Consider the following 18126-nt stretch of genomic DNA (forward strand, 5'->3'; position numbering starts at 1 on the left):
GCACGTTCGGGATCAAGCATGCCATGCGTCGCAGCCGCACCGCGTCGACGGCCGCGCATAGTCCGCCGGTCGTCTTCCCGCGTCTGCGCCCCCGCGGGTGCGTTCGCGCGGGCGCGCTGCGGTACCGTAGCGCCACCGCCCGCACCGGAGCACAGGCATGGCCCGACTCACCGCGAAGGATTTCCATCCCGAACTGCTGGAGCTGTACGACTTCTACGTGCACGGCCGCATCTCGCGCCGGGATTTCCTCGACCGCGCGACGAAGTTCGCCGTCGGCGGCCTGACCGCGGCCACCATCCTGGCCTCGCTCAGCCCCGACTACGCGCTGGCGCAGCAGGTGCAGTTCACCGATCCGGACATCCTTGCCGAGTACATCCGCTATCCCTCGCCCAACGGCCACGGCGAGGTGCGCGGCTACCGCGTGCGCCCGGCCAAGGCCGAGGGCAGGCTGCCGGGCGTGGTGGTGGTGCACGAGAACCGCGGCCTCAACCCCTACATCGAGGACGTGGCGCGGCGGCTGGCCAAGGCCGGGTTCCTGGCGCTGGCGCCGGACGGGCTGAGTTCGGTCGGCGGCTACCCGGGCAACGATGCGCGCGGGCGCGAGCTGCAGCAGCAGGTCGATCCGGAAAAGCTGATGAACGACTTCTTCGCCGCGATCGAGTTCCTGATGCAGGATGAACGCGGCACCGGCAAGGTCGGCATCACCGGGTTCTGCTACGGCGGCGGGGTCTCGCATGCGGCGGCGGTGGCCTATCCCGAGCTGGCGGCGGCGGTGCCGTTCTACGGCCGCCAGGCGAAGCCCGAGGACGTGCCGAAGATCAAGGCGCCGCTGTTGATCCATTTCGCCGAGACCGACGACAACGTCAATGCCACCTGGCCCGCGTACGAGGCGGCGCTCGAGGCCGCGGGCACGCGTTACGAGGCCCACTTCTATCCCGGCACCTACCACGGCTTCCACAACGATTCGACGCCGCGCTACGACGAAGCGGCGGCGGCGCTGGCCTGGGAACGGACGCTCGACTGGTTCCGGCGGCACCTCGTCGCCGCGTGAGGTGGGCGACCAGGCCGCCACGCGTGGCCTGCGCTACTCCTCCGCCTGCGGCACGAACGACAGGTCGTGGTAGTCGTAGCTGAAGTCGGCCAGCGGCGAGACCGCCTTCATCGTGATCCGCGACACCTTGCCTTCCGCATCCAGCGCGAAGCTGACGTAGGCCGGTTCGATGGCCGTGTCGTCCCACCGCGTGCGGAAGGTGTCGTACTGCCAGTGCTCCAGCGTGCCGGCCATGTTCGGCGTCTGCAGGAAGTCGATGCGCAGCCTGCCGGCGTCGGCGGCGACCGTGATCGGCCCGTACCAGGCATCGACGTAGCGGCCGGCATAGCCGGCCAGGGGCAGCGATGGCTTCGAGGCCTTGCGCGCCTGCGTACCGGTGGACGCCAGCGCAGCGAGCCCGCCCTCGAGGCGCGCCTGGTTCCATTGCCCGAAGGCCGCCACCCAGTCGCGCGGCTCGAAGCCCAGGTAGTGGTCCAGCAGTTCCTGGCCGAGGCCGCGCAGCACGTCCACGTCTTCGGCATTGATCTGCAGCGCGATGCCGAGGTCGTGCTCGGGCACCAGCACCACGAAGGCGAGCACGCCGAACACCGCGCCGCCGTGCTGCACCACCTTCACCCCGCGATAGTCCTGCACGTTCCAGCCCAGCGCGTAGCCGGAGAACTGCGGCGTGATGGCGCCGATAGGTTCGGGATACGGGCGGATCGGCACATGGATCTGCGGCGTCCACATCTCGCGCGCAGTGGCCTCGTTCCACAGGCGCCCGTTGCCGTCGGGGCGCGCGCCGAGCGCCAGTTGCACCTGCAGCCAGCGCGCGAAGTCGTTCGCGCTCCACGACAGGCCGCCGGCCGCTGCACCGACCTGTCCCAGGCCTTCGCGTTCGCGCAGCAACTGCTGTTCGCCCAGGCCACGCAGGCGCGGGTCGAGTCGCGCGTGCGGCTGCGCGCGGTTGCGCGTCGCGAAGCGATCGGCCTCGTCGCTGACGGCGGTCGCCATGCCCAGCGGCCGGAAGATGTGATCGCGCACGAACGCCTCCCAGCTCTCCCCGCTCACGGCGGCGACCACTTCGCCGGCGACGATGTAGAGGATGTTGTCGTAGGCATAGCCGCTGCGGAAACTCGTCGCCGGTTCGATGTGGCGCAGCGCGCGGACGATGTCGGCGCGGCTGCGCGAACTGCGCGGGATGAACAGCAGGTCGCCCGCGCCCAGGCCCAGGCCGCTGCGATGCACCAGCAGGTCGCGCACGGTCATCTCGCGCGTCACCCACGGATCGTGCATCCGGAACTCCGGCAGGTGGTCGATGACCCGGTCGTCCCAGTGCAGCTTGCCGTCGTCGACCAGGATCGCCAGCGCCGCGGCGGTCACCGCCTTGCCGGTGGAGCCGGTGGGGAAGAGCGTGTCGGCGTCGACCGGATCGGACCCGCCCAGCGCGCGCACGCCGTAGCCCTTCGCATGCACGATCTCGCCGTCCTTCACGATCGCGATCGCCATGCCGGGCACATCGCGCGTGCGCATGGCCGCCTCCACCCGCGCATCGAAACCGGCGGGCGGCGCGGCGACTGCGGGCGCGACGATGCACGCCAGCACCAGCAGGAGAGTGTGGAACAGGGTCACGCGCATGCTTGCGTCTCCTCGGAAGTGGTTCATGCCTGCGCGCCCGGCCGCGTGCGCATCCGCCACAGGTGCCAGCTGCCGAACGTCAGCAGCGGCAGCACGTACACGAACAGGAACAGCCAGGCCAGCGCGCGGTAGCCGTGCGCGATCAGCGCGACCAGTCCGTAGCGCTCGGCGATGAAGATCGAGCCAACCAGCAGCACCACCGCGACACAGAGCCGCGCGCCACGCGGGAAGTCGCCCCGCTCGCGTTTCCGCCACGCACCGGCGATGCGCTCGTTGACCGCGTGCACCGCGCCCACGCCGCTTTCGAGCAGGGCCAGGAAGATCATCGCCTGGAAGCCGACGTGCAGCAGCGGTTGCTGCATGCGCCGCAGCATGTAGTCCGACGGCAGCGCCTCGCCGGCGATCTGCGGCATCCACGCCAGCATGCAGGCGAAGAACGCGATCGCCGGCAGGATCGCCAGCGGGCCGGCCAGCAGGCCGGCGGCGACCGCATCGCGACGCCGGGTGAAATGCCGCAGCATCGGCAGGATCGCGACCGCGCCGACGATGTTGTAGCAGGCATAGGTCAGCCCGCCCTGCACCCAGCCATCGAGAGAATGCGGCGTGGAAAGGCCCTGCAGGATGCGGTCGCCGAACGTGGTGAAGGCGAACGCGACGAACAGCACGTACATCGCGTACAGGAACACCGAGGCCCAGCCGAACAGACGCTCGACCGCACGGTTGCCGAAGGCCACCACCGCGCCGATCGCCGTCATCAACGCCAGCGTGCCCACCAGCGGCGGCCAGCCGGTCAGCGCGGCGACCACCGCGCCGGCCGCCGCGCCGAACACCGCCAGGATCAGCACCATGAACACCACGTAGGCGAGTTCGAACACCACCCAGCCGGGCCCCACCAGCCGGCCGAAGAAACCGCGGTAGTCGTAGCTGCCGGTGGCGAAGGCGAACACGAACGTCAGCGCGCACACCACGCTCCACACCACCATCGCCAGCGACAGGCCCAGCAATCCGCCCTGCGCGCCACTGGGCAGGAAGTATTCGGCGAGTTCACGTCCCGTCGCGTAGCCGCCACCGATCACGAAGCCCTTGAACGCGAGGCCGGGCAGGAGGAAGCGCTGGAACCGTGTCGGCACCGGGCTCATCGCCGCGTGCCCCTGCGCTCAGGCCAGGCAGGCATCGACCAGCCGGTCGAACGCTTCGCCGCCGCGCATCGGATCGGCGACCGGCAGGCCCAGGCGCGTAGCGGTGGCTTCGATCGCCTCGCGCGCGGCCGCCGCGTCCAGCGCGCCGGTGTTGAGGCTCACTCCGGCGCAACGGATCGCCGGATTGGTGCGCGCCCCCAGCCGCAGCGCGAGATCGATCGTGTCTTCCACCGACGGCAGCGCGAAGTGGGAATGGCCGAGCATGCGCTCGCGGCCATGTTCGTGGCAAACCACGATGACGTCGGGCTGGCTGCCGTGCAGCAGCGCCAGCGACACCCCGGCGTAGGCCGGATGCGACAGCGAGCCCTGTCCTTCGATCACGTCCCAGTGCCCGGCATCGGCATCTGGCGACAGCATTTCTGCAGCGCCCGCGGCGAAATCCACCACCACCGCGTCCATCGGCACGCCACCGCCCGCGATCAGGATCCCGGTCTGCCCGCTGGCGCGGAAGTCGACATCGACCCGGCGCGACGCGAACGCGCGCGCAAGCGACAGCGCGGTGTACTTCTTGCCCAGCGCGCAGTCGGTGCCGATGGTGAGCAGGCGGCGGCCGGAACGCTTGCGACCGCTCGCGACCGGCAGTCCCGTCGGCGGCTCGCGCACGTCGATCAGCTGCCGGCCGTGCACCACCGCGGCATTGCGCAGCGGCTCGATCTCCGCCAGCCTCGCATGCATGCCACCGATCAGGTCCAAGCCGGCATGCAGCGCGTCGAGCAGCAGCGGGATCCAGTTCGCCGGAATCCGCCCGCCGGGGTTGGCGATCCCGATCACCATCGACCGCGCCCCCAGCATCCGCGCCTGCGGCGGCGACAGGAAGGGCAGACCGGTGGTGACGGTCGCACCCTTGCACGCGTACTCGCCGACGCAGCGCTCGCCGGCCCAGTCGCGCAGCCCGAACGCGGTCTTGGCGTAGCCCGGTTCGGTGACGTCGCCGAGGAACAGCAGATACGGTTGCGGCAGCGGCTCGGCCTCGCGCAACGCGGGAACGGCATTGGGCATGCGGACTGGTCCGTATCCTTGCGGGGGAGGCATGCCGTCCCGGTGGCGGGCCGGCACGCGGATCAGAAGCGGAAGTCGAGCTCGAGGCCGACGGTGCGTGGCTGGATGGGGCTCGCGGCGTAGTGATGGGTCACGCCGGTCAGCGCACCGGTCACGTCGGTCATGGTCGAATAGGCGCGCTTGTCGGCCGCGTTCTTGACGTAGCCGCGCAGCGTCCACGCCCCGTTGGACAGCGATGCGTAAACGTCGAGCGCGCCGTAGCCGTCGATGACCAGCGGCTCGGTGATCGTGGTGTCCAGCACCGTGCGCGGTTCCGCGATCGCGATCACCTCCCGCTCCGTGGTCGCGTTGGTCCGGTCGTCGACCCAGCGATAGCCGCCGCCGACGCCCACGCTCCAGCCGTTGCGTAGCGAGAAGTAGTAGTCGACGGTGGCCGAGACGGTCAGGTCGGGCACGTAGGGCATGCGATCGCCCTTGAGGCCGGTGTTGATCTCGAGCACGCCGCCGGGCAGGTCCGGGTCCAGCGGCACCACGATCACCGGGAAATCCTCGTCGATCACCGCGTCGTTGTAGGCGCCGTTGAGGCCGAGGGTGAGGCCCGGGGTCGGACGCCATTGCAGGGATGCCTCGAGCCCGCGGCTGGTCGCTTCGCCGCCGTTGACCAGGCCGCTGACGCCATTCACCAGCGACGCCACCTGGATGTCCTCCCAGTCGACCTGGTAGGCGACCAGATCGAGCAGCACGCGCCGCGAGGCGAATGCCGACTTCCAACCCAGCTCGTAACTGGTCAGAGTCGACGAATCCACCGCCGACGGCAGGCCCACGGAGACCACGTTGGGACCGCCCGGCTGGTAGCCGGTGGAGGCCTTGGCGTACACCATCGAATCCGGACCGAGCTGGAACTGCGGTGTGATGCTCCAGGTGAACACGTCCTCGCTGGAGGTGTTGTCCTGGGTCGCGATCGGCAGCAGGACGCCCGCGACCACGTTCTGGGTGAATTCCTGGTCGTTGCGGGAGAAGCGCACGCCGGCACCGATCTTGAACCGGTCGGTGAACGCGAACGAGCCGTTGGCGAACACCGCCGTCTCCTCGAACGTGCTGGGAATGTACAGCTCGCCGAGCACGCCGATGATCCCGTCCCAGGGCGCCGGCAGCGGCGATCCGTCGAGCTGGTTGAGCGCGACGTACTGGTAGTTGTCGCCCTTCTCGCGGGAATGGAAGGCGCCCAGCAGCCATTCGAAGCGCTGCCCGGACTTGGACTGCAGGCGGAATTCCTGGGTGAACTGGGTCATGTCCAGCACGTTGTCCAGGTAGGACGAGCCGGCCTCCAGGGTCGGGTCCGCGGCCAGGAACGCCAGCGGGTACTCGCCGTAGCTCAGGGTGACGTCGGAGCGCACCGCGGTATGGGTGTCGGCGTAGCTGGTCGCCGAGATGAAGTCGGCGAAGCCCAGGTCCCGGTCGAAGGTGAGCGAATAGTGGTCGATCTCCTTGCGGAAGGGTTCGTCGACGTGGATGTAGTTGGAGAGCCCCGAGACCGGGCGGCGGGTCAGCGGATCGAGCGCCATCACCGCGTTGTCGTCGCTCTCGACCTCCTGGCGCATCGCGGCGAACTGCACGCTCGACCCCTCGCCTTCCCAGCGCAGCGACGCGCGGGCACTGGTCTGGTGGCCCTGGTTGATGTCCTTGCGTCCGTCGACCAGGTTGTCGATGTAGCCGGGCAACGCATTCCTGGCGAAACTGGCGCGGATGGCCAAGGCATCCTCGACGATCGGCAGGTTCATGCCGATCCGGTAGTTGAAGCCGCTCTCGCCGTCCTCGGGGAACGACACGCCGCCGCCGACGCGGAACTCGCGCACCGCCACGTCGGGCTGGCGCATGGTGTACTTGATCAGTCCGCCCATCGCGCCGGCGCCGTACAGCGTGCCCTGCGGGCCGCGCAGCACCTCGATGCTCTCCACGTCGTAGGGCAGCAGGTCCAACTGGTACAGCGTGGCCTGCTGGTAGAGGCTGTTGGAGCCGACCGGGGTCTCGTCGACATAGGTGCCGACGGTGGAGCCGGGCGAGAGCGCGGCGATGCCGCGCATCGACACCTGCACCTGGCCCGGCGTACCGCTGGACTGGACCTGCAGACCGGGCACGTAGCTGGCGTAGTCCGACATCTGGGTGGCATTGAGGTTCTCGAGCTGCTGTTCGCCGATGCGCGTCATCGAGACCGCCACCTCGCGGATGTCCTCTTCGCGCTTGTTGGCGGTCACGATCACGCGATCGAGTTCGGTCGCCTGCGCGTCGGGCGCGGCGTCGGCGGCTGCATCTTGCGCCAGCGCGGCGCCGGAGGTGGCCAACGCCAGGGCGGCGCCGATGGCGCGCGCGAGGCGCGAGTAGCGGGTAGGTCCGATCGACTTGGATGAGGCCATGGCATGTTCCCCGGGTCGGCGATGGCACCCCGCGTTGGCGGAGGCCGGAGTGGTCGGCTAAGTCCTGATCAGGGATCATGATCCTAATCAGAGAATTGTCAACCCGCACGGAGAATCAATTTCGTGCTGCGCCAACCGCTTCCGCGCCCGTGCCCGTGCCCGTGCCCGTGCCCGCTCCCGTCCAGCCTGGCCCACGCACGACCCGGCCGGGCGTGGCACCGGTGTGTTCGCCATCGCGCAGCACCTGCACGCCGTTGACGAAGACCTCGCCGACACCGGTCGCGTACTGCTGCGGTCTGTCGTAGCTGGCATGGTCGATGATGGCCGCCGGGTCGAACACCACGATGTCGGCGAAGCAGCCGGGTCGCAGGCAACCGCGGTCTTGCAGCTTCCAGTTCGCGGCCGGCAGGCCGGTCAGGCGGTGGATGCCCTCCTCCAGCGACATCAGCTTGCGGTCGCGCACGTAGTGCCCGAGGAAACGGGCGAAGTTGCCGTAGGCGCGCGGATGCGTGCTCGATTTCAGGAACACGCCCTCCGGCGCCGACGACTCCGCATCCGATCCGAGGCTCACCCAGGGCTGCTTCAGGCCCAGCGCGACGTTCTCCTCGCTCATCAGGAAGTACGCCGCGCCCACGCGCGAATCGTCCTCGACGATCAGGTCGAGGACGGTCTCTTCCGCGGTCGTTGCGCGCTCGCGCGCCACGTCGGCCAGGGTGCGGCCGGTCAGCGGCTTGAGCGTGGGATTGCGGAAGTCGATCAGGATCAGGCGCTCGTCGGAGCCGGCGAGCAGGCGCAGGTTCTCCCACTCGACGTGGGGATCGCGCATTTCCGCCAGCACCCGCGCACGGATCGCCGGATCCTCCAGCCGCGCCACCATCGCCTCGTGGCCGCCGGCCTGCACCCAGGGCGGCAGGGCGGCGGCGAGCCCGGTCGCGCCGGCGGTGTAGGCGTACATGTTGGCGCTCACCTGCAGGCCTTGCGCGCGCGCTCCCTCGATCTTCGCGATCGCCTGCGCCATCTTCGGCCAGTTCTTCTCGCCCGCCGCCTTGAGGTGATAGGCCTCTGCGCGCTGGCCGGTGGCGCGCGCGATGGCGATGGTCTCGTCGAGCGCCTCGAGGAAGCGGTCGGCCTCGCTGCGCATGTGCGCGACATAGCCGCCACCGCTCTCGGCTGCGGCCTGCGCCAGTGCGACCAGTTCGTCGGTGTCGGCGAACGCCGCCGGCGGGTAGATCAGCGAGCTGCCGACGCCGAGCGCGCCCTCGCGCATCGCCTGGCGCACCAGGTCCTGCATGCGGGCGAGCTGCGCGGCATCGGGCTGGACGTCGTCCTCCCCCAGTTCGTGGATGCGGACCGTGGTCGCGCCGACGAAGGATGCGACGTTCGGGGTCACGCCGCGTCGTTCCAGGAACCCGAGGTAGTCGCCCAGCGAGGTCCATTCGAGGTCGTAGCGGATGTCGCCCTGCTGCTTCAACGCTTCGGCCCGCATGCGGGCGTTGACAGGCCCCATCGACCAGCCTTCGCCGAAGATCTTGAGGGTCACGCCCTGCTTCGTGTCGCTGATACCACGCCCGTCCTCGATCAGCGATTCGGTGGCCCAGCTCAGCACGTTGATGAAACCCGGCGACACGGCCCGGTCGCGCGCATCCAGCACCGTGTCTGCCTGCGCCCCGGTGCCGGCGGGAAGCAGCGCGGCGATGCGGTCGTCGCGCACGGCCACGTCGACCCGTTGCGGCGCAGCCCCGCTGCCGTCGTAGACCACGCCGTTGCGGATCAGCAGGTCGTAGCGCTGCGTGGAAACACCGGTGGCCGGGGTGCCGGCGCATGCGGCGAGCACGGGCAGCAGCGCGGCTGCCAACAGGCGAACGATCGGTCGATGCATCAGGGTGCTCCTGTCGCGGGTGGAGGGTCGAGGGTCGTGGCGATCCCCTTGTACCGCCGAACGTCTGGCGGATGCGCCGGGCGTACCGGGCGGCCGGAATCGCGAAGGCGCGGCCACCACCGGCTCACGGCGCCACCGCCTCGTACAGGCCGATCCCGACGAAGTTGCCGAGCACGTAGCCCAGCACGCCGGTGGCCACCGCGGCAACGGCCAGCCGCCGCCAGCCGAACAGGACCGCGAACGCGATCGCGATCGGTGGCCCGCCGATGCATGCCGTGGATGCGATGACGATTTCGGCATGATTGAGCCGGCAGAGCCGCGCACCGGCCAGGAGGAAGGCGATGTGCACGGCGAAGATCACCAGCACGTAGGCGAACAAGGCCGGCGCTGCGCCCCACATCGCACCGAGGTCGGCACCCGCGCCGAGCATCGCGAAGAACAGGTACATGAACAGCGTGGCCGCCAGTTCCGGTCCGGCGATCGCCTTGAGCCAGCGTCGCCCCACCGTCGCGATCGCGACCATCGACAGGGTGATGTAGAGGATCGCGTACGTGGGCTGGCCGAGACGCGACGCCAGCTCGATGCCTGCGGCGCACGCCAGCGTGGCCAGGCCCAGCGCCAGCGCCAGGTCGATGACGGTCGGCACGCGCCGTGCGTCGTCCGTATCGCCGACGGCACATGCCAGCAGTTCGGCCCGCCAGGCGAACCGGCTGCGGAACACCGACCAGGTCGCGGCTGCGCCGACCAGCAGCAGGTAGCCGAGCCCGACCACGTTGTCGATCGCCACGCCGGTGGCCAGGGCCGTGGGATCGCGAAAGCCGACCGCCTCGGCGACCGCCGCGAAGTTCAGCGAACCGCCCACGTAGGTGGCGCTGAACACGGCCGCGTACTCCGCCTCGAACGGCCCCAGATCGAGCAGTTTCGTGCCGAGCCACGCACCGGCGGCGACGCCGACGGCTCCGAACGCGAACGCCACCAGCGTGCGTCCACCGTCGACCACGATGCTCACCAGGTCCGCACGCAGCAGGAACAGGGCGATCGCCAGCGGTACCAGGTACGTCCAGATGAGGTCGTAGGTCGGTGCGGAGGCCGGGATGACGTCGAACTGGGCCAGCGCGATCGCGATCGCGATCACCAGCATCACGCCCGAGACGCGCTTGCCGATCCCGGTCTTTTCCAGGCTGGCGCCGATTGCCGTCAGCGCGAAGAACACCGCCAGCAGCGCGAATGCGTTGTCGGCGGGGATCAGCGTCGGGGTGATCGGTGGCGTCATCCCGAAGCCGACGCGCCCCAGACCACCGCTGGGCAGTCGATGTGCCCATCGCGATAGACGACACCGGGAGTGCGATCCTGGCGGAGGAAGGTGGGCCCGTCGAGGTCGACGACATCGCAAAGCTGTCCGAGCACGAATGCGGGCGCAGCCGCGAGGCTGGTCCCGCACATGTTGCCGACCATCACCTGCTTGCCGAGTTCGCGCGCACGCCGGGCCATCATCAGCCCTTCGGTCAGGCCGCCGCACTTGTCGAGCTTGATGTTGATCACGTCGAACCGGTGGTGGCGCGCTTCGAGTTCGGCCAGGTCGAGGATGCTTTCGTCCGCGGCGAACGGCAGCGCGCGCGCGATGCCGTCGAGTTCGTGCTCGCGCCCACGCACGCAGGGTTGCTCCAGCAGCGCCACGCGCGCTTCCAGCAACGCCGGCAACAGCGATGGCAGCGTGGCGCCATCGTAACCCTGGTTGGCGTCCACGCCGATCCACGACCCGGGGCAGCGTGCACGGACTGCGCGCAGCCGCGCGACATCGAGGTCCGGTTCACCGGTCAGCTTCAGCTTCAGCGCGCGCGCCTGCATCGTGCCGTGCACGTAGGCGGTCGCGCGCTCGGCCATGACCGCGGGTCCGTCCGCGCCGACGGTGAACGTGGTCAGCAACGGACGCGCGCCATCGAGCCCTGCAAGCATCCACACCGGGACCCCGGCGCGTTGCGATTCGAGTTCCCACAACGCGCAATCCAGCGCATTGCGGGCGCCGCCGGCCGGCAGCAGCGTGCGCAGCGTCTCGCGATCGAGGCCGGCCTCGATCCGTGGCCGCAGCGCCTCCAGCGTGGCCAGCATCGCCTCGGGATGGTCGTTGTTGTAGTAGACGCCGGCCGCCTCGCCGCGACCCACGTGCGCGCCGTCGCGCAGCGTCGCCACGGTGGCGGGCATCGCTTCGAACACGTGCCCGGCGATGCGGAACGGTGCGGCCATCGGCAGCGGTTCGTTGTGCAGTTCGAGTGCGAGCGGCACGGTGCGGGCGCTCCCGGGAAACGTGGGGTCGATACGCCGGCGGCGCGTGGCCGCCGGCAGGATGATCGTCAGTAGTTGGCGCCGAAGCCGATCAGGTGCTGGGCGATGCCGATCCACAACACGAACCCGCAGGCCAGCGCCAGCAGGACGGCCCACAGCTTCGCCAGCAGCCGGCGCCGGCCGCGCAGTACGTGCCAGGCATTCCACAGCGCCACCGCGGCACCGAGTGGCAGCACGAGGGTGGCGAACAGGCGCAGGGCGATGATGATCGCGTCGGTGTCGGGGCTGGTGTACTCCAGCTTGCTGAGCATGCCGACCACCAGTCCCAGCGCCCCGCCCATCGCCAGCAGCACCAGCAGGGCCGCGATCCGCACCAGCCGGTGCGCGCGCGCGTCCAGCCCGGCCAGCCTGTAGGGCGCACGGTAGTAGCGGCGCACCAGCGCCGACACCGGCCACGCCAGCACCGTCAGCAGCAGCACCGCCAGGCTGGCCACCAGCAGCGGCATGCCCAGTGCCTGCCAGCCCGACAGGCGCTGGAACACCATGATCGGCGCGTACGGCTCCATGCTGAAACGCGTGACCTTGCCGTCGACCACGTCGGCCGCCAGCCGATCGGTGCTCGAAGTGTCCTGCCACACGTACGGCGCCACTTCGCGCCACTTCTTCGGCGCGCCGCCCGGGCCGAGGGCCAGGGTCACGCTGATCGTGCCGTCCTCGTTGGCCACCACCTTCACCGGGCCCAGCAGGTTGGCCAGCGACAGGAAGTTGCTGTCCGGTCGGCGGCTGCTGGTGTAGGTGCCGGCGATCTGCTGCGCATGCAACTGCGCGTCGGCTTCGGACACGCCCGCCTGCGTCTGCGCATCGCCAGGCAGGTAGCGGTCGGCGAAGCCGCGCGAGAGTGCGTAGCGGATGTGTCCGGTGGCGCCGTCGCGGCCGGAACTGTTCATCGACACGAACAGGCCGATGCCGTCGTCGGGAAACAGTTGCAGGTCGCTGTGGAACCACTGCGTGTCGCCGCCGTGCGAGATCGCGCGGTGGCCGTTCACCGAGGTCTCGTAGAAGCCGAGCATCATCCGGTTGAGCGGGCCCACCGAGGCCTGACCGGTGGCATGCATCGTCCGTGCGGTGTCCGCGTCGAGGATGCGCGCGTCGCCGTAGGCGCCGCCCTGCAGGTGCGCGATCATGAAGCGGGCCATGTCGCTGCCGGTTGCGGCGAGGCTGCCGGCGGGGGCGAGGCTGATGAACTCGTAGTCCTGCGGCGTGCCGTCGGACGCCCGCGAATACCCCTTCGACATCTGCGCCAGCAGCGCCGGCGGCAGCGGCTGGCGGAAGCTGGAGTGCGCCATGCCCAGAGGCTGGAAGATGTGGCGGTCGAGATAGTCGTCGAAGCTTTCGCCCGACACGCGCTCGACGATGTAGCCGGCCAGCGCGGTCGCGTAGTTCGAGTACGCCGGCGTGGTGCCGGGCGCATGGATGCGTTCGGGGACCCAGTGCTTGAGCGCCTCGCCGAGCGGGGTGATCTCGTCCTCGCTCGCGGTGATCAGCGCACGGATCTGCTCCTCGAACCCGGTGGTGTGGGTCATGATCTGGCGCAGCGTCACCGGCGTGTCGTCGTGCGCGGGGAGCTCGAAATCCAGGTACTGGTTGACGTCGGCGTCGAGGTCGAGCTTGCCCTGCTCCACCAGTTGCATCACCGCCGTCCAGGTGAACAGCTTGGAGACCGAGCCCGGGCGGAACAGGGTGGCCTCCGGGTCGACCGGCGCGCGGCTCGCCAGGTCCGAATAGCCGTAGCCCTTCTGCACCAGGACCTGGCCGTCCTTGACCACCACCACCACGGCGCCGGCGATGTCGCCCGCGGCCAGCGCGTAGGGCATGAACCCGTCCAGCCAGGCCTCGACGTCGCCACGTTCCAGCCCCGGCGTGCCGGCAGCCGGGGCTGGCGCGGCCGCGGCCGGAGCATCGGCCGGACTCGGCAGCGCCGGGGGCGGCACCGCACCGGGTGTCACCGCCGCTTCCTGCGCGGTTGCGGTCGCCATGCCGGCGGCCAGCAGCCAGGCGCTCAGGATCATGGGAATCGTGCGCATCGAACGGTCTCCGGTCGGGGGACGGGGTCTTGCGTGGTCGTGGAACCGCGCCGCGGCGCCGAGGGCGGCGGGAGCCGGTTCATCCTGATTCGGCGATAATGATCCCAATCAGAGAATTGTCAACCAGTGCCGAAAGTCTCCCGGACTCCTGTCTTCACGGCCGGCGACCACACCCACCCTTCCCACCGATCGCCTGCGAAGGCGATGATGATCCTCTTCAGGACATGCCAGCCTGTCGCGGACAACCAGGAGATCCGGCAAGGATGACTGCGCAACATCCCACCATCGGCGGACTGCTGCGCTCGCTGCGCGCGCGCAAGGGCTGGACGCTCAAGCAGATGAGCGAGCATTCCGGCATCCCGCTCTCGACCCTGTCCAAGGTCGAGCACGACCGCCTGACCCTCACCTACGACAAGCTGCTGCAGCTCAGCCAGCGGCTCAACCTGCGCATGTCCGAACTGTTCGCCGAGCAGGACGAGGCACCGGAGCCGCCGGTGACCGCGCGCCGCAGCATCGGCCGCATCGACGACGCGATCCGCGTCACCACCCCCAACTACGACTATTACTACCTGTGCCCGGAACTGCGCCGCAAGCGCATGATCCCGGTCCTCACCCGGGTGCGCGCCAAGAGCATCGAGGAGTTCGGCGAGCTGGTGCGGCACTCCGGCGAGGAATACATCCACGTACTCGAGGGGCGCATGGAGGTGCACACCGAGTTCTACGACCCGATGGTGCTCGAGACCGGCGAGTCGGTGTACATCGACTCCAACATGGGCCACGCCTACATCGCCGCTGAAGGCTGCGACGAGGTGCTGCTGCTCGGCGTGTGCTCGAGCGCGGACGAGCAGCTGATGGAATCGCTGCTCACCCTGCACGGGGAGGAGGGCGCCGCGCAGCAGGCGCGCGCGCCACGCGCGCTGCCGCAGCCGAGCCCGACCAGGACCCTCCCTGCCAGGCGCGCGACAAGGAAGAAGCCGGCGAGGAAATCCAGGGGCGAATAGCGGAGCAGTCCGCGTACCGGTGATTCCGGCCGCGACCCCGATGCGCGCCTGGCCGGCCCGCAACGGAACCTGCCATTCATTCGCATGAACCGGGCTCACGGCGCCGTGATCGGCGCTGCGTCAGCCTCTGACACCCCGCCCTGCGGCGAGCGTGCCATGAAGGCTTTGACCTACCAGGGATCGAAGGACGTCCGCGTCGAAACGGTGCCCGATCCCATCCTCGTCGAGTCCGACGACATCATCCTGCGCGTCACCGCCACCGCGATCTGCGGCTCGGACCTGCACATCTACCGCGGCAAGATCCCCGGCATGGAGGATGGCGACATCCTCGGCCACGAGTTCATGGGCATCGTCGAGGAGGCGGGCCGTGACGTGACCAAGGTGAAGGTGGGCGATCGGGTGGTGATCCCGTTCGTGATCGCCTGCGGACGCTGCTTCCATTGCCTGCTCGACGAGTACGCCGCCTGCGAGACCACCAACACCGGTCCGGGCGCGTCGCTCAACAGGAAGTCGATCAAGCCGCCGGCGGCGCTGTTCGGCTACAGCGCGCTGTATGGCGGCGTGCCCGGCGGGCAGGCGGAACTGGTGCGGGTGCCGAAGGCGAACGTCGGGCCGTTGCCGGTGCCCGATGCCCTGGGCGACGAGCAGGTGCTCTTCCTCTCGGACATCCTGCCGACGGGCTACCAGGCCGCGGTCAACGCCGGCGTCGAGCCGGGATCGAGCCTGGCGATCTTCGGCGCCGGGCCGGTCGGCTGCATGTCGGCGGCGTGCGCACGCATGCTCGGCGCGGAGACCATCTTCATGGTCGACCACAACCCGTACCGCCTGGAGTTCGCGCGCGAGGCCTACGGCGTGATCCCGATCGACTTCGACGAGGACGACGATCCGGCCGACACCATCCTGCAGGCGACCGCGGGGCGTGGCGTCGATGCCACGATCGAGGCGGTCGGCTTCGAGGCCAAGGGCAGCGCCACCGAGACCGTGCTCACCACGCTGAAACTGGAAGGCTCCAGCGGCAAGGCGCTGCGCCAGTGCATCGCCGCCACCCGCCGCGGCGGCACGGTCAGCGTGCCCGGCGTGTACACCGGCTTCATCCACGGCTTCCTGTTCGGCGATGCGTTCGACAAGGGCCTGACCTTCAAGATGGGACAGACCCACGTGCAGGGGCTGATGCCGGAGCTGCTGGAGGCGATCGGCGAAGGCAAACTCGCCCCGGAGATCATCATCTCCCACCGCATGTCGCTCGCCGACGCAGCGAAGGGTTACCAGGTCTTCAACGATCGCGAGGACGAATGCCGCAAGGTCGTGCTGACGCCGTGAGCGCCGGGCGCGGATCGTCGCGTGCGATCGCGCGTGCGGGTCGCCGCCGGATCGCGATGCCGGGCCCGCATGCGCGACCCGCTGTCGCGTCCGGGCCGGGCCGGTAACCCGGGGCGACCTCGCGTGCGCCGGGTGCGGGTGGGCTGCGCGGGCTGGTCGATCCCCGGCCGGCATCGCGCGCTGTTCGGCGAGGGGGACAGCATGCTCGCGCGCTATGCCACGCGCTTCGACGTGGTCGAGATCAACTCCTCGTTCTATCGGCCGCATCGCAGGGAGACATACGAGCGCTGGGCCGCGTTGGTACCGCGCGGCTTCCGCTTCTCGGTCAAGCTGCCGCGCACCATCTCCCACGAACTGCGGTTGCGTGGCGCCGGACCGGCGCTGGACCGGTTCCTCGGCGAGGTCGAAGGCCTGGGTGGCAAGCTCGGCGGGTTGCTGCTGCAGCTGCCGCCGAGCTTCGCCGCCGACCTGCGCGATGCGTCCAACTTCCTGCGCATGCTCCGCCGCCGCAGCGACGTCCCGCTGGCGTTCGAGCCGCGGCACCCGAGCTGGTTCGATGCACGTGTCGACGCGCTGTTCCAGCGCCACGCGGCGAGCCGCATCGCCGCCGATCCGGCTCGCGTGCCCGCCGCCGCGCGGCCCGGCGAAGGCGCGGGCTGGCCGTACTGGCGCTGGCACGGCGCCCCGCGCATGTACTACAGCGCCTACACCGACGATGCGCTGGCGCAGCTGGCTGCGGGCGTCGCCGCCGTGCGCGGCACGCAGGCGCCGTGGGTGATCTTCGACAACACCGCGCACGGCCATGCGGTCGACGACGCCACGCGGTTCCAGTCCCTCGCCGAAGGCAGGCGCCCGGCGCGCCGCAAGGAACGCCGGCGTGCCTGAAGGTCCGTCCATCGTCATCCTGCGAGAGGAAGCGGCGAAGTTCCGTCGCAAGACCGTGCGCAAGGTGTCGGGCGACAGCTCGATCGACCTGCAGCGCATGCAGGGCCGGCGCGTGGTCTCGCTGCGCAGCTGGGGCAAGCACTTCCTGGTCGAGTTCAGCAGCTTCAGCCTGCGCGTGCACCTGCTGATGTTCGGCACGTACCGCATCGACGAGCCGAAACCGAAACCACCGCGGCTGGCGCTGGAGTTCGACAACGGCACGCTGTACTTCTACACCGCCTCGCTGAAGTACGTCGAAGGCCTGCTGGACGACACCTACGACTGGCGCGCCGACGTGATGTCGCCCGAGTGGGACCCCGCGCTCGCGCGGCGGAAGCTGCGCAGGCAGCCGGACGCTCTCGCCTGCGACGCGCTGCTCGACCAGGAGGTGTTCGCCGGCGTGGGCAACATCATCAAGAACGAAGTGCTGTTCCGCATCGGCGTGCACCCGGAGTCCACCATCGGCGCGCTGCCGCCGCGCACGCTGACCCGGCTCGTCGCGCAGGCGCGCGAGTACAGCTTCGACTTCCTCGAATGGAAGAAGCGCTACGTCCTGCGCCAGCACTGGCAGGCGCACCGCAAGCGCGATTGCCCGACCTGCGGGGCGAGGCTCACCAAGGCGAAGCTGGGCCTGCGCGAGCGATGGGCGTATTTCTGCGGGCAATGCCAGCGACGCTACTGACGCATGCAATCCGCGAGGCGGTTGCGCGGCCGCCCCCCCCGAGCCGCGCCCACGCCGTGACGCGGCGTGGACGTGCGGATCGCTACCTTCGCCTCCGGCACCTGAGGAGATGGTCGTCCGGACCAGCGAACGGACGCCGGCGATGCGCGCTGCCTCAGCGCCCACAACCTCGGATCGCCGCTGACGTCAGCGCGGAAGCGGCCGGATCGCCGGCGAGTACACCCGTCCCACCCACCTGTCGAGAACGGAGACCCCCGATGTCCGAACGCAACAAGGCCGCACTGCAGAACGCGAACGCGGCGATCCGCCGCGGCGACAACGAGGGCTTCCTGGCGTTCTGCACCGAGGATGTCCAGTGGACGACGGTGGGCGGCGAAACGCTCGATGGAAAGCAGGCCGTCCGCCAATGGATGGGCGCGAACTACACGACGCCGCCGCAATTCACCGTCACCGACCTCGTCGCCGAAGGCGACCTGGTCGTCGCGATCGGGGAGATCACCACGAGCGACGAGGCCGGGAATGAAGTCACCAGTGCGTACTCGGACGTCTGGCGCTTCCGCGACGGCAGGATGGCGGAACTGCGGGCGTTCGTCGTCGAGCGATAGGCGTTTTCCCGCATATTCCTGCGGCGTGCCGCGGGCATGACCGCGAGCCCGCCGCGCACGCCGTGCGC

The 18126-nt window shown here is 69.8% G+C and carries 14 protein-coding genes; 6 read left to right on the forward strand and 8 right to left on the reverse strand.

Going from position 1 to position 18126, the window contains the following annotated elements:
• Window positions 1-157 precede the first annotated feature (157 nt).
• Window positions 158-1051 carry a YghX family hydrolase gene (gene yghX / locus JMO03_RS19565; protein ID WP_202845436.1) on the forward strand — a complete coding sequence of 298 codons (894 nt, stop codon included), beginning with the start codon at window positions 158-160 and terminating at the stop codon, window positions 1049-1051.
• A 33-nt stretch (window positions 1052-1084) separates the two neighbouring features.
• Here yghX and JMO03_RS19570 read toward each other — a convergent pair whose 3' ends face one another.
• From JMO03_RS19570 to JMO03_RS19605, 8 genes are all read right to left on the reverse strand, one after another.
• Window positions 1085-2668 carry a serine hydrolase gene (locus JMO03_RS19570; RefSeq protein ID WP_202845437.1) on the reverse strand — a complete coding sequence of 528 codons (1584 nt, stop codon included), beginning with the start codon at window positions 2666-2668 and terminating at the stop codon, window positions 1085-1087.
• A 23-nt stretch (window positions 2669-2691) separates the two neighbouring features.
• Window positions 2692-3807 carry a YkvI family membrane protein gene (locus JMO03_RS19575; RefSeq protein ID WP_202845438.1) on the reverse strand — a complete coding sequence of 372 codons (1116 nt, stop codon included), beginning with the start codon at window positions 3805-3807 and terminating at the stop codon, window positions 2692-2694.
• 18 nt (window positions 3808-3825) lie between these two features.
• Window positions 3826-4866: an N-acetyltransferase DgcN family protein gene (locus JMO03_RS19580; protein ID WP_202845439.1), complete on the reverse strand. Its 1041-nt coding sequence runs from the start codon at window positions 4864-4866 to the stop codon at window positions 3826-3828.
• 62 nt (window positions 4867-4928) lie between these two features.
• Window positions 4929-7280: a TonB-dependent receptor gene (locus JMO03_RS19585; protein WP_202845440.1), complete on the reverse strand. Its 2352-nt coding sequence runs from the start codon at window positions 7278-7280 to the stop codon at window positions 4929-4931.
• Window positions 7281-7395: 115 nt separating this feature from the next.
• A complete protein-coding gene (locus JMO03_RS19590) occupies window positions 7396-9159 on the reverse strand; it encodes an N-acyl-D-amino-acid deacylase family protein (protein ID WP_202845441.1) in 1764 nt (587 codons plus the stop codon).
• A 124-nt stretch (window positions 9160-9283) separates the two neighbouring features.
• On the reverse strand, window positions 9284-10432 hold the full coding sequence (locus JMO03_RS19595) for a DUF819 family protein (RefSeq protein ID WP_202845442.1): 1149 nt from the start codon (window positions 10430-10432) through the stop codon (window positions 9284-9286).
• Window positions 10429-11442 (reverse strand): dipeptide epimerase, encoded by a 1014-nt coding sequence (locus JMO03_RS19600; RefSeq protein WP_337926455.1) that lies wholly within the window; start codon window positions 11440-11442, stop codon window positions 10429-10431. Before JMO03_RS19600 ends, JMO03_RS19595 begins: the two co-directional genes overlap by 4 nt.
• A gap of 68 nt (window positions 11443-11510) precedes the next feature.
• On the reverse strand, window positions 11511-13526 hold the full coding sequence (locus JMO03_RS19605) for a serine hydrolase domain-containing protein (protein WP_202845443.1): 2016 nt from the start codon (window positions 13524-13526) through the stop codon (window positions 11511-11513).
• A 263-nt stretch (window positions 13527-13789) separates the two neighbouring features.
• On the opposite strand from JMO03_RS19605, the gene JMO03_RS19610 reads away from it, so the two are divergent.
• The 5 genes from JMO03_RS19610 (at window position 13790) to JMO03_RS19630 (ending at window position 18058) form a co-directional block, all read left to right on the forward strand.
• Window positions 13790-14527 carry a helix-turn-helix domain-containing protein gene (locus JMO03_RS19610; protein WP_202845444.1) on the forward strand — a complete coding sequence of 246 codons (738 nt, stop codon included), beginning with the start codon at window positions 13790-13792 and terminating at the stop codon, window positions 14525-14527.
• Window positions 14528-14683: 156 nt separating this feature from the next.
• Window positions 14684-15847, forward strand: a complete 1164-nt coding sequence (locus JMO03_RS19615; protein WP_202845445.1) for a zinc-dependent alcohol dehydrogenase — start codon at window positions 14684-14686, stop codon at window positions 15845-15847.
• Window positions 15848-15916: 69 nt separating this feature from the next.
• On the forward strand, window positions 15917-16732 hold the full coding sequence (locus JMO03_RS19620; protein ID WP_202845446.1) for a DUF72 domain-containing protein: 816 nt from the start codon (window positions 15917-15919) through the stop codon (window positions 16730-16732).
• Window positions 16725-17453 (forward strand): DNA-formamidopyrimidine glycosylase family protein, encoded by a 729-nt coding sequence (locus JMO03_RS19625; protein WP_202845447.1) that lies wholly within the window; start codon window positions 16725-16727, stop codon window positions 17451-17453. The genes JMO03_RS19620 and JMO03_RS19625 overlap by 8 nt, the downstream gene beginning before the upstream one ends.
• Before the next feature lie 257 nt (window positions 17454-17710).
• Complete coding sequence (locus tag JMO03_RS19630; protein WP_202845448.1) at window positions 17711-18058, forward strand: nuclear transport factor 2 family protein; 348 nt, start codon at window positions 17711-17713, stop codon at window positions 18056-18058.
• Window positions 18059-18126 lie beyond the last annotated feature (68 nt).

This window comes from Luteimonas saliphila (assembly GCF_016774335.1).
Lineage (GTDB): Bacteria > Pseudomonadota > Gammaproteobacteria > Xanthomonadales > Xanthomonadaceae > Luteimonas > Luteimonas saliphila.